We start from the raw sequence: 12,217 nt of genomic DNA, 5'->3' as shown, positions 1-12,217 counted from the left end.
CTTTTTGCTCCGGAATGGCAGGAGCTGTTTCGGAGGTGCACTGCTGACAGCAACGGTTCTGGCCGGTCTCTCCGCTATGACATGTTCGCAGGCCGCCAGAGCCGATGATTACACCGATCTGCTTGATATTCTTCGCGCCAAGGGAAGTCTGACCAAAGGGGAATACGGCACCCTTCTCACGAAACATCTGCATCATTCGCATCCGTCTCTGGACCGTGATGATGACGGGCCGGCCCGATCAGCCAGAGGCGCGCGCGGAACCAGCGAAAGCGGTACAGGCACCCGTTATGCTGCCGATATGCGTCATGCCAGGACACATGATGCGTCCCCGGACGTTACCCCGGTTTTTGTTGATGCGCGGGATGCAGCGAACAATGCCGCTGCCAGTGCCCGGTCGGCGCACGATTCGATGCTCGCGGCGCAGCAGGCTGTACATGATCCTGGTCTTGTTCATGTTGCGAAATACGTTCCAGGCAAAGGTCTGACCTTTCAGGCGGGAGAGATCGCCATCAACCTCTCCGGCTTCGTGAACGGATTTTATACCTATAACAGCCCTTCAACCGGGCAGACGGTCGCCGGTGGCGTCTCGACAGGCGCGGGCGGCAACAAATTCGATGCCTCCGCTGTCCGTAACGGCCTTCTCCCCGCCGGTCTGATCACCAAGATCACGACCACGCAGGAGGGGATTGATCTGGCGGCTGTGTTCGGCATGTATCCGGGTATCGATAACGCCACAAACGGTGCATTCAACGCCAATACGGGCGGCAGTCCGGTTGGTCTCGGAACAGCCGGCCTCGATTTTCGTCAGATTTACATCACGGCCGGCAACAAAAAATGGGGCACGTTCAAGGTCGGACGCGACATCGCCCTGTTCGGATCGGATGCGATCCTGTTCGACGCCACGCTGCTCAGCGTTGGTTCCACAGGCAGCAATGCGGCACCTGGCAATACATCGCTCGGCCGCATCGGTGTCGGTTATGTGTATGCGGACTGGATACCGCAAATCTCTTACGCTTCCCCTGTCTGGCATGGCCTGCAGGGTTCAGTCGGTATTTTTCAGCCGCTGGATGAATTCAATTTTGCAGGTGACGGCTCGTCCGCCACATCCACGTATCACAGTTCGCCCATGGTTCAGGGCAAGTTCTCGTATGACTTCACCGCCGGTGATCTCAAGGGACGGATCTGGGCCGGATTCCTCGCGCAACATCAGCAGCGTCTGACGTCCAGTATCCTGGCACAGTCCACCGGCCGAGGAGCAACGGTTGAAGCCGGCGAAATAGGCACGAAGCTGTCGTATAAAGGTTTTGAGGGCGTAGCGTACTACTATCGCGGCAGCGGTCTGGGTACGACAGGACTGTTTTTTGACGGCATTGCCGCGGATGGTCGGAAACGTGACTCAGAAGGATTCTACGTTCAGGGCGCTTATTCAGTCACGAAGAGACTCAGGCTGGTGGGCAGCTACGGTGTCAGTAACCTCTACCAGGGACCGATGGAACTCGATCCTGATCTCGTGAAGCGCAATGAGTCTGAAGTTGGCGCGTTATTTTACAAAATTACAGACTGGCTCCAGCTTGTCGGCGAATATGCGCACACGGAATCATCAGCGCATAATGGCAACAAGGCTAAAGACAATTCAGCATCCGGCGGTGCGGTACTTTTCTTCTGACAGAGGCACCTGAAAGTAAAAATTTCGGGAACGTTTCGTAATTCTGAACGTTGGCGTAATGTTCATGGGGTAATCCGATGCCATTATGCCTTTCCGTTCTGGTATATCCGGATGCCATCAGCGGTTACAGGTCATCCGCCCTTCATGGTGTTTGACATGGCCCCCGAGACATGAGCGTGTTTTTGTGTTAAAGACAGGCGCTATGAGCACATTCAGATCTCCACCGAAGGGCGGCGTCACAGACGCCATGGCACGCACAGCAGCCGCAACGACGGCCGCACAGGCGAAGACTAAAGTCAAAGATGAGGATCCCTTCCAGGAAGGTGATTCTATCGTTTATGCCGCTCATGGCGTCGGTCGCGTTGACCGTATCGGCATTGATGAAATCGCGGGCACGAAGCTGGAAGTCATCCAGATTTCCTTCCCCGGAAATCAGATGACGCTTCGTATCCCGCTCGCGAAAGCCCGCAAAGCAGGGCTTCGCAAGATCGTGTCCCGAGAAATTGTTGACAAGGCAATGGCCATCATCAAAGGCAAGCCGCACGTCAGTAAAGGTATGTGGGCCCGTCGCGCCGTCGCGTATCAGGAAAAAATCAATTCGGGAGATCTGGTGCAGATCGCCGAGGTTCTGCGTGATCTGCGTCGTAATGTTGACAGCCTGGATGGCAGCTTCTCTGAGCGTAAGCTGTTCGAAGCTGCTCAGGAACGCTTTGTGGCGGAAGTCGCTGTTCTCGAAAAGAAAGAGCCTTCCGATGTGCTGCAGTCGCTGACTGCTGTGATGAAAGCAGCCTGATTACAGGATTTCCGGAAATGAACACGTCTCCTGCTCTGTCTCAGGTAAAGACGGGGCAGGTTGTCAGAGCCGATGATAATCTTCTGCGACGTGCCTACGTGGAAATTCACGAAGGCCGGTTTGACGCGCCTTGCCAGGCGCTGGAGTCCTTTTCAGGTCTGGGCGATAGCCGGGCAGATCTTCTGTATGGTTTCGCCTGCGCCGGCACGGGACGGTTTGAGAAAGCCGCTGAACTGCTTGTTGCTTCGGGTATCGCTAATCCAGGCAATAAGCATCCCGGGCAGGATCTCGCTGACATGTTCGCGCGGTTCGACCGGCGTGCAGATGCGGAACGCGCTCTTCGCATCATGATCCGCATATCGCCTCATGATACCAGAATTTACGATGCACTGGGCGATGTTCTGTCACAGATGGGGCAGTTCGATAAGGCCATCGGTGTTCTGGAAAAAAGCCTGCAGATCAGGCCGGTTGCGCCTTACGCAATGAATCTTATGGCCATCGCACTCGTTGAACGGGGCGACATCGAAGCGGCGATTGAAATCTTCAATAAAGTGCTGACACTGACGCCAGGTAATCCGAGTGCGATATCCAATCTGGCATGTATTTATTCCGCTCAGAGCCAGTCGGATGAAGCCATCGATCTTTATCGAACCGCTATTCAGGAACGACCTGATGATGCGCAGATCCGACTGAATTATTCGGTTGCTCTTCTGAAGGCCGGACGTTTCGCCCAGGGATGGCCGGAGCATGAATGGCGGCTAAAGTTGCCGGGGCATAGTGAACTCCCGCGCGCGACTCTCATGCCCTCCCTTACCGAAGGACTGGATATAAGCGGCAAGCGTATTCTGATCACGCAGGAAGAGGGGCTGGGAGACACACTCATGTATCTCCGTTATCTCGCGCCTCTTGCCCGGCGCGGAGCGCTCCTTCATCTCTGGGTGCCGGAAGAACTTGGCGATCTTTGCCGCCGGCTCGATTACGTCTCCGTCGTTCAGGTGGGTGGTCAGACACCGGCTTTCGACTGGCACTGTCCGTTCATCAGCCTGCCTCGCGTCTTTGTTGGTACGCCGGACGCCATTGGCGATCCGGTGCCATATCTCCACGCAGACCCACAAAAGATAAAAACAGCAGGCCGTTTTCTGCCGAAAAATGGCAAGCTGAATGTCGGTCTTGTCTGGGGTGGTTCGCCTCGTCCGACACAGACTCCCGCCCATATGGTTGACCGGCGAAGGTCGGCGTCACTTGCGGCAATGGCGCCTCTGGGTCGAATTCCGGGCCTGAACCTGATCAGTCTGCAAAAAGGCCCCTACGCAGGACAAATACTGAATCCGCCGGAAGGAATGCGTCTGTATGACCCGACAGATCAGCTTCATTCCATGGATGATACGGCGGCACTGATGATGGGGCTGGACGTGCTGGTCTCCGTGGATACATCAGTCGTTCATCTTGCCGGCGCGCTGGGACTGCCCGTGCTGCTGATGGATCGCTTTGACAATTGCTGGCGATGGCTGACGGGACGTGAGGATTCCATCTGGTATCCTGACCTCACGATCATTCGTCAGGAGCGCCCCCGCGACTGGGTGTCTGTGGTCGATCGTGTCGGAACGCGTCTTCGTGCGATGGTTGCGCAAAAGAAACACGGCGCATGAAGCTGACCGGCTGTATTTTCAGCCCTTTCGAATAATCCGGACCCAATACTTATGACTTTTTTCGCCGACGGCTGGAAAGCTGATCCTGTTCGTGAATGTCTCGCCGGGCTGGTTGCAACATTTGCGCTCATTCCGGAAGTTATTGCCTTTGCTTTCGCCGCCGGTGTCGATCCTTCCGTCGGACTTTATGCGTCCTTTGTTATCAGTGTTGTCATCGCGTTTGCCGGTGGAAGGCCTGCGATGATTTCGGCTGCGGCGGGTTCAGTCGCCCTCGTTGTCGCCGGGCTGGTTCATGCGCATGGCGTGCAATATCTCCTTGCAGCCACGCTGCTATGCGGGGCGATTCAGATCATATTCGGGCTGCTGAACTTTCAGGAACTGATGCGGTTTGTCTCCCGTCCCGTCCGGACAGGATTCGTCAATGCCCTGGCAATCCTGATTTTTTCGGCGCAGGTGCCGCATATGTTGCATGTAACGTGGCATACTTACGTCCTGATCGCGCTCGGTCTTGCAATCATTTATCTCGTCCCACGCGTGTTTTCGGCCATTCCATCCCCACTCATCTGTATCGCAGTCCTCACCACGATAGTCGCCGTTTACCCGATGCCGGTAGCAACCGTTGCTGATCTGGGACATCTGCCGGATGGTCTTCCCACTTTCGTGTTTCCATATCTGCCTGCTTCGCTGGAAACACTGGAAATTATTTTTCCTTACGCCCTGGCAATGGCTATGGTCGGCGTTCTCGAAAGTCTCATGACCGCACGTGTGGTGGACGACCTGACAGGCACGCCTTCTGACAAACGTCGGGAGTCCATCGGGCTCGGCTTAGCAAACATCGCGGCTGGTCTGTTTGGCGGTATTGGCGGCTGCGGGATGATCGGCCAGACGGTCGGCAATGTGCGTTATGGCGGCCGGGGCAGACTTTCCACTCTTATGGCCGGCGTATTTCTGCTGGTGCTGATGGTGGCTCTTCGACCCATGGTTGCCCGGGTGCCAGTGGCCGCATTGGTAGCGATCATGATTATGGTCTCGATCAGCACGTTTTCATGGTCGTCATTGCGTGACCTTGCGAGTCATCCGCGACTTGCCAGCACGGTTATGCTGGTCACGGTGGCTGTCGTGGTGGTGACGCATGATCTTGCCGCAGGCGTGGCCGCCGGCGTCCTGCTCAGCGGCGTGTTCTTCGCCTCCAGTGTCTCTTCCATGCTTCGCGTGACGAGTTCCTCTGATTCTGTGACAGGAACACGCCGGTACACTGTGCAGGGTGAGATCTTCTTTGCGTCATCCGAACTGCTTGAAGACGCAATTGACTACGATGATCCGGCGTCCCTGCCAGACGGTGAATTCGCCGGTCCTAGGAACATTATCCTTGATCTTCATGATGCGCATCTCTGGGATATTACGTCTGTAGGCGCGATCGAGACGATTGTCAGAAAGTTGCAGAAACGGGGACATGAAGTGCAGGTGGTGGGATTGAACGAGGCGAGCGCGGCATTGCTCTCTCGGCACTCTGCTATCAGCCCCGCCATGACCTGACCGCAAACACAGTTTTGAAGCCATTACATAGCAACAACGAAGCAGCAGCTTAACCCGAAGCAACATAGCCCCGGCAAGTTGCTTTCTTCCGGCAGGACTTACTCAAAACCAGCGATTAAAGCGGACACGTCTGTCAGTGGCATAAACATGCCGAATTCTGCCTCATAACTGACGAGCCCGGCTTCTTATCGGCCACAGCAAAAAGCTACCCGCAGAACCATTATTTGACCGGGGGCGGCTTATACCATTTCGGTGCTTTCTGACCATGATGGTGCTTCGGATGAAGCTGGTGATCCTGCGCCGGGTCATCCGCGCATGCCGCAAGGCCAGTCAGCACAGTCAGAATGACGATGCAGCGGCCCAGTCTTCCGGCTGTTTTTCCGGTTTTCATTATCTGATCCGATATTGGTTGTTCAGGGTGAGGTTGAATCATGAGACACTTCCCTGATGTCAAACGGCTGAAGAGGCACGGAGAGTTGTGCGTCCCGCATGTATCGGGTTGCCAGTGGGTCAGGAGTTCCATCTCCACCACCGCGTGCTCCCAGGCTTTGAGCTGCCTGGGCCAGTAATGCCGATGCCCTGGCTCCCTGCCCTGCCGCCTGAGCGGCACGCGCCTCGACCGACAGAGCCCGTGCCATAGCCCGATAGTCTCCCGTTTCACGACGAAGATCCACAGAACTGGCGGCGAAATCCATCGCACTTGCAGGATTAGTGTTCAGTATTGCAAGCGCCTGCAATTCAGCAAGATCTCCACGTAAAACGGCGGATTGCGGCGGCTTAACGGCTGCCAGCGCATGAATACCTGCGTTGAGAGTGGCGCTGTCATTTCGTCCTGCGGCGACAAGTCCGGCGATGAACGAACCGCGCAGCGCGATATCAGTCTGGTCTGACAAAGAAGCCTGTCTGGCAGGGCCGGCTGCCTCATCAAGCCGTCCAAGCCGATAAAGCGCCGCCGCACTGACAAGATCGAGCGCGCCGGAATCAGGATTGACCGTCTTCCCTGATGTCGATGTCTTTCCCGCCGTAACCGATGCAGAAGAGCCAGGAAGTCCTCCCGGAACAATGGCAGTCTGCCCGACGCGCATCCGCAGCGTATCACGGGCCTGCTGAACCGTTACCAGCGCCTGGGCGGCGTCCCCTGCCGCCAGTTGCGTAACAGCAAGATCATAGGCGGCATCACCTATTGCCGACGGATCATCACGGCGGAGAGCCAGACGCACCGCTTCCCGATATTCCCGTTCCGCGACGGAATAACGCTCAATGGCCAGAGCCTGCCTGCCCCCATCCATCGCCTGGGTATAAGCCGTGTCCTGTTCCTGCACGGTGTCATCCTTTGCCGCGCCGCTACAGCCTGAAAGACCGGCCCAGAGTGGCAACAGCATGACCGAAAGCCGGAAGAGCGGGTTTCCACGCATCATGGTGTCACCCGATGTGCTGGCAGACGGTGCGCCTCGGAAGTCTTGTGTCCCCCAAGCAACCACAATCCGCGCAACTGATCGGTCAGTTTCTGCAAGGTATAAAGTGTCGTCTGGGCCTGAGTCAGCAGGGCCGGGGCATCAGCGAGCGCCTCGTCGGTACTCCGCGTGATGGAAGGAAGACGCGGCGTCGCCTTCTTCAGGTCTCCACTTGCAGACTTCACGTTTGCCATCGTCGCATCAGTCTTCGTCAGAATCGCACGCAACTGATCTTCCTGCGGTTTCAGACGGTCGATCACGTCGTTCAGCGAGACAATCGTTGCCTCAGCCTGTTTGATGAGCTTGTCGTTCGTCATAAGCTGTCCGACGCTGCCCTTGCCCTCATGCATGTCGGTAATCGTCTCGTCGAGCTGCGCCATCATGTGCCGCGCGCTCGCGATCGCCGGCATCACCTGTGCCTGAATGTCTTTCAGAGTCTGTGTGATCATGTCGGTCGGGCTCGGCTCAGTCACGGCGTCGATTACTGCGTAATCCCAGTTCATGGGTTCGCCTGAACCGCGTGTCAGGTCCAGATAGCTGGCACCGGCAACGACAAACTGCTTGCGAATAACGGCCTTGCTATCCCGCCGAAGGAATGGTTCGACCTGGGGATCAAGATCGACCTGCGCATACATCTTCCCGGTCGGATTGAGTTTGATACCCCTGATCGTGCCGGCATGGGCACCGAGAATCTGCACATCGCCGCCAACGGTCAGACCACCGACACCTGATTCCGGCAAAATAACCCGCAGGCGCGCAGGTGGACTGAGCCAGTCACTGAGTACGCCCGCTTCAATGACGGCTGCGACAAACAGCATGAGGCTGATCAGCACAAGCAGCCCGACCCACTCATCGGCATATCGGAGATGGATGAGTGGGCGGCCGCCTTTCTGCCGTAATCTGATCTGAAACATCAGTGCATCCGTACCGTTATGAGTCCATCATCCGCAAGTCTCCAGTGGGCGTTAACCGCCTCCCGGTAGGCTTGCCACACAGAGGCATCCCGCACGAACCAGAGAGCCGCAGCCCCGCGGTCACGCGCTTCGGTCAGACACTCCAGGAACGGAAGGGAAAGATCGGCCGTTCCATATTCCAGAGGGTCTTCAAGCAAAAGAAGGTCCGGCTTCCCCATAAATGCCCGGACACAGTTCGCCCGTGCCAGATCGGTGTAAGAGAGGCGTTCCGGCGTATCCACAGGAACTCCCGGTAGCCCGAATCTTTCACACATCCGAAGCGTCTCACCTGTGATGTCGTCGATTGATCGTGTGGTATGATGCAGTTCCCTCAGCATCAGTTCCACATGCGCGCCAAACAGATTGGTCCAGCTCGCCCGACGGGTGATCCGCCCGATCCGGCCTCGCAGCGCGTTGCCGCGTTTGACATCGAGAGATGTCCAGTCCAGCCCCATGACCTTTACTGTCCCGTTATTCAACGGAATCAGACCCGAACACAGATCAGCAAACATTGTCGCCCGCGGCATATCCCGCGTCTCGACGACCATGCACTCTCCGGGCATCAGGCGCAGATTCAGAGCGACCGGCGGCAGACCACTATCTTCAAAAAAAGGTGTCGCATTCATAAGTTCCAGCATCGGACCAGACCGGCGGCTCACAGGCGCAGTTCCTTTCCGGCAGGATGTGGCGGACGCAGGCGTGGTCGCGGGAAAGACATTCCGGCTTCCCTCACAGTTTCAGGCTGAACAGCACGCTCACCGCCATGACGATGAGCATGCCACGTGAAAAACCACGGGGAAGCATTGTCGCGAGAGTATCCTCGCTGGAAGCGGTGAGACCGCTGACACAGCATCCAAGTCCGACGAGAAATCCTACGATGGTAAATTTCAGCGGGATCACGATGTAGTCGGCCGGCGTCATCGCAGTGGCCACATCGTAGAAAAATGACAGAAGCGAGTTCGACAGAGCGCCGGAAGCGCGGCTGATGATATACCCCGTCGTCAGTGACGCGACAGAAAACAGGATGCCCAGCGTAAATCCTGACACCATGAACGCCATGGTCCGTGGCAGAACAAGCAGCAGAAACGGGTCAAGCCCTTCAGCCTGAAGGGAACGAATCTGGCCCCCGATCGTGAGACTGCCGATTTCAGCAAGTGACAGCATCCCGCTCCGTCCCAGCATCAGCACACCGACCAGGATCGGGGCAATTTCGCGGACGATAACGGAGACAAGGATAGAGCCTGTCATCTTTGCCATTCCGGCAAAACCGAGCCAGTAAATCGCCTGAGAAACGACAGCAACACCCGTGAGAGTGCCCGTGACCAGCGTACTGAGAAGGCCGCCGACGGTCACCGATGACAGCGTCATCTGAAACTCATAGCGTACCGTGCGGCGCCAGTTGCCAGGGCGCATACTCTCATTTACGACACCCCAGATTGTGCCCAGCATAATAAGCAGGAACCAGACCTGACGCCGGACGAGAGCACCCGTCGAGCCCAGAAAGCGCAGGATATACTGCCCGACCGTAGGATTCGACGGGAGCTGATCCTCATCGGGATGAAAGACCCCGGCAGGCTGCTCCGGAGATTGCCCCTGCCCTGCTGCCGCATGTCCCTGCTGGTTCGCCGGATGCTCTTCGGGCCGTCCGTCCTGCTCCTGGTCGCCGCCTGATCCTGATGTCCGCTCCTCTGTCACCGGCGTGACGCGAGCACATAGACCCGTCCCGTGCCTGAACGTGGCGCATAGAAAGACCCACGACTACGGAACAGATAGCGGTTCCGCAGCGCCTGATAGACCCGCTCTGTCACCTCGATCGTGCCGACATCCGGAGCCCCCTGAGCCATGAGCTCAGCCAGTGTCACCGTCTCCCCCCAGAGATTGAATATTTTCGGATCGCTGCCAAGTTCTCCACCCATCGCCGGGCCGAAATCCATGCCAATGCTGAATATCGGTTCAATATTGGCTGAAGACAGCAGCATCATGCAGGTTTCACGCAGAGCAAGGGCAGCCTCCGCCAGACGCCAGACCGCTGTAGGATCGGATTCTCTGGTGCAACCCGCCATGCAGATCAGGCGATGCCCGGCGACTTTTACGGAGAACAGATTGTAACGACGAGCAATATCCTGCACCTCTGACGCGATACGGTCGATCAGTGGCAGCAGCGTCGCAACGTTGTCGTCGCTCTCCATGACAGGATCTGAGAATGTAATCACCATGACGGCAACGCTCGGATAAAGACCCTGTCCGATTTCATCCCCCGCCGTCGGGGCCTGCATCAGCGTTTCGTCGAAGCGAGGTGCAGGAAGTGCCGCTGCGGCGCTCGCATCCGGGGCAGCTTCTTTTTCGCTGTCAACGACTTCAGCGGTTCCGCTGAACCGTATAGCGGTAATCGCGGAGATGATTTCCAGGAAATAAACAAGATAAGGAGCAGAACGGGCATCCTCCAGGGTCAGCACACCCACAATTTCAGTTCGTCCGTTGTTCGTGCCCCGAATCGGACAAACCATAAGTGACCGCGTGCCGGCATCCCGCATCACAGATCGCTCAAATGATGCTGTGCGCGGATCAGAACCTGCTGATGTCACCGAGACAATCGCGCCGGCGTCCAGAAGTTTGAAGAAATCCTCCATATCCTTGCGGGATAATTCGAATCCGCCGGAGTGTCCCTCAACACGGGCATCAAAATTGTCTTCGCAGATCAGCGCCGTTCCGTCGTGCAGCATGCGCCACAGAGACGCCCGCCGGGCTCCGGTCACGCGCGTCAGTTCTTCGGTCAGGACAAGCGCCTCTTCCGATACGTCCAGAAGGCCAGGTGAAATCGCCACCTGCTGAAGTGCTGCCGCTTCCATGTCCGTCTGCGCCTTCTGACGAACAAATGCCTGATTCACATGTTCGGTCCGGCGACTCTGCCGGGCAAGAAGACCTGCCAGAACGACGGCAAGCACAACAATGATAATAGAAAACTGAAGGCTTTCCCGACCGCTCTGTCGGGCAAAGCTCGCAAAATCGTTCTCGGGCGCGACAATGAGAACAACCCAGCCGTTCGTTGACGGCAGTGTCTGAGCCATTCCGATATAGTTTTTATCGTCATAAGTGAATGGATGAGAACCCACGCCACGAACGCGGTACCGGTCGTAAACCCGCTGGAATGCCCCCTGTGTGTTCGGATCAAGAACCATCTTTGACGGATCGTTTCCGGCTCTCGCGACGATCTTTGAAAAATCATGGCCCGCTATAATATGTCCGCTACCGTCAAGGATAATGGCGTTACCGTTCTGACTGATCTTCAGACCATCAAGGAACTGACTCAGAAGATTAAGCGAAACATTGATAGCAAAAACGCGCCGCAGACCATCGTTACCGGTCAGGGACGTTGAGGCCGTGATCACCAGTTGTCGTGTTGTGAGATAAATCGTTGGTGCTGACCAGGCGACAGTGTCCTGATTGATGGCGTTGGCATACCAGGCCCGTACACGGGGATCATAATTATCAGCCGGGTTTTCCTCTGTTCGGATAACCTTGCCTTTTTCGTCACGGAATTCATGATGAAAAATACCGCCTGACGCTGTCGAACGTAGTTCCGTGTATTCAAGGCCTTTTCCGTTGGGATCACGTTCAACGAGAATAAACCCACCGTTCTGGTCGGCGAGATAATAAGACTGGATCTGTGGCACGAGCCTGAGCATCGATGCGCCGTAAGCATAAAACGCATTGCGTGTGACAGCAGGCGGAGCGTGACTTACGAAATCCTTTGCAAATGATCCGCCAAGAGTCGCGGCCGCGAGATAATCCGATACATCCTGAACAACATAGCGCTGAACAGACGTCAGTAACTGTCTCGTCAGTTGCAGTACGCCTTCACGGGTCGTCTGGTAAGTGTGCCACCCGATACCGCCAATCGTCGCCAGAATAAGCAACACACCCAGAACCGGAACACCGACCTGAATGAATTTCCTGCGTAAAGAGACATCGCTATGCGAGGTCGGGTCGATAATCTCGTCAGAGGTCAAGATTTCGCCTTCCCCATCAATCAGGCATGCCACTTACATTATTCTGCGACACGCGAGCCGGACAATGTGATTAAGTTATTACTAAACGGGCATTTAGTCACGTTTACAGACTTGCCTGATGCAAATAGCTGGTTTGTCGTCGGGATTTCAGGCCGT

General features: G+C 56.4%; 10 protein-coding genes. 4 read left to right on the top strand and 6 right to left on the bottom strand.

Annotated features, from left to right (window positions below):
- Positions 1-76: 76 nt before the first annotated feature.
- The 4 genes from GOB85_RS00515 (at position 77) to GOB85_RS00500 (ending at position 5,644) form a co-directional block, all read left to right on the top strand.
- Positions 77-1,666 carry a porin family protein gene (locus tag GOB85_RS00515; protein WP_242011179.1) on the top strand — a complete coding sequence of 530 codons (1,590 nt, stop codon included), beginning with the start codon at positions 77-79 and terminating at the stop codon, positions 1,664-1,666.
- 202 nt (positions 1,667-1,868) lie between these two features.
- A complete protein-coding gene (locus GOB85_RS00510; protein WP_173575660.1) occupies positions 1,869-2,459 on the top strand; it encodes a CarD family transcriptional regulator in 591 nt (196 codons plus the stop codon).
- Between the two features lie 17 nt (positions 2,460-2,476).
- Entirely contained in the window at positions 2,477-4,108 is a 1,632-nt protein-coding gene (locus GOB85_RS00505) for a tetratricopeptide repeat protein (protein ID WP_173575659.1), read from the top strand.
- A 51-nt stretch (positions 4,109-4,159) separates the two neighbouring features.
- On the top strand, positions 4,160-5,644 hold the full coding sequence (locus tag GOB85_RS00500; RefSeq protein WP_173575658.1) for a SulP family inorganic anion transporter: 1,485 nt from the start codon (positions 4,160-4,162) through the stop codon (positions 5,642-5,644).
- 220 nt (positions 5,645-5,864) lie between these two features.
- On the opposite strand, the gene GOB85_RS00495 is transcribed toward GOB85_RS00500, so the two are convergent.
- From GOB85_RS00495 to GOB85_RS00470, 6 genes are all read right to left on the bottom strand, one after another.
- The gene (locus GOB85_RS00495) at positions 5,865-6,035 is read right to left on the bottom strand and encodes a hypothetical protein (protein ID WP_173575657.1); all 171 of its coding nucleotides are present in this window, start codon (positions 6,033-6,035) and stop codon (positions 5,865-5,867) included.
- A 22-nt stretch (positions 6,036-6,057) separates the two neighbouring features.
- Positions 6,058-7,062, bottom strand: coding sequence for a hypothetical protein (locus GOB85_RS00490; protein ID WP_242011178.1), 1,005 nt, complete (start codon positions 7,060-7,062; stop codon positions 6,058-6,060).
- Entirely contained in the window at positions 7,059-8,012 is a 954-nt protein-coding gene (locus GOB85_RS00485; protein WP_173575656.1) for an MlaD family protein, read from the bottom strand. Before GOB85_RS00485 ends, GOB85_RS00490 begins: the two co-directional genes overlap by 4 nt.
- Entirely contained in the window at positions 8,012-8,689 is a 678-nt protein-coding gene (locus tag GOB85_RS00480; protein WP_173575930.1) for an ABC transporter ATP-binding protein, read from the bottom strand. Before GOB85_RS00480 ends, GOB85_RS00485 begins: the two co-directional genes overlap by 1 nt.
- 91 nt (positions 8,690-8,780) lie before the next feature.
- Positions 8,781-9,746 (bottom strand): MlaE family ABC transporter permease, encoded by a 966-nt coding sequence (locus tag GOB85_RS00475; protein ID WP_338421596.1) that lies wholly within the window; start codon positions 9,744-9,746, stop codon positions 8,781-8,783.
- The gene (locus GOB85_RS00470; protein WP_173575655.1) at positions 9,743-12,061 is read right to left on the bottom strand and encodes an adenylate/guanylate cyclase domain-containing protein; all 2,319 of its coding nucleotides are present in this window, start codon (positions 12,059-12,061) and stop codon (positions 9,743-9,745) included. The genes GOB85_RS00475 and GOB85_RS00470 overlap by 4 nt, the downstream gene beginning before the upstream one ends.
- Positions 12,062-12,217 lie beyond the last annotated feature (156 nt).

This window comes from Acetobacter fallax (genome assembly GCF_011516735.1).
GTDB lineage: Bacteria > Pseudomonadota > Alphaproteobacteria > Acetobacterales > Acetobacteraceae > Acetobacter > Acetobacter fallax.
The sequence above is the reverse complement of the archived record's forward strand: the minus strand, read 5'-3'. Positions and strand labels throughout refer to the sequence as shown.

Coding starts and splice junctions, on each gene's coding strand:
- GOB85_RS00515 (WP_242011179.1), top strand. CDS start 77: ATGACATGTTCGCAGGCCGCCAGAGCCGATGATTACACCGATCTGCTT.
- GOB85_RS00510 (WP_173575660.1), top strand. CDS start 1,869: ATGAGCACATTCAGATCTCCACCGAAGGGCGGCGTCACAGACGCCATG.
- GOB85_RS00505 (WP_173575659.1), top strand. CDS start 2,477: ATGAACACGTCTCCTGCTCTGTCTCAGGTAAAGACGGGGCAGGTTGTC.
- GOB85_RS00500 (WP_173575658.1), top strand. CDS start 4,160: ATGACTTTTTTCGCCGACGGCTGGAAAGCTGATCCTGTTCGTGAATGT.
- GOB85_RS00495 (WP_173575657.1), bottom strand. CDS start 6,035: ATGAAAACCGGAAAAACAGCCGGAAGACTGGGCCGCTGCATCGTCATT.
- GOB85_RS00490 (WP_242011178.1), bottom strand. CDS start 7,062: ATGATGCGTGGAAACCCGCTCTTCCGGCTTTCGGTCATGCTGTTGCCA.
- GOB85_RS00485 (WP_173575656.1), bottom strand. CDS start 8,012: ATGTTTCAGATCAGATTACGGCAGAAAGGCGGCCGCCCACTCATCCAT.
- GOB85_RS00480 (WP_173575930.1), bottom strand. CDS start 8,689: ATGCTGGAACTTATGAATGCGACACCTTTTTTTGAAGATAGTGGTCTG.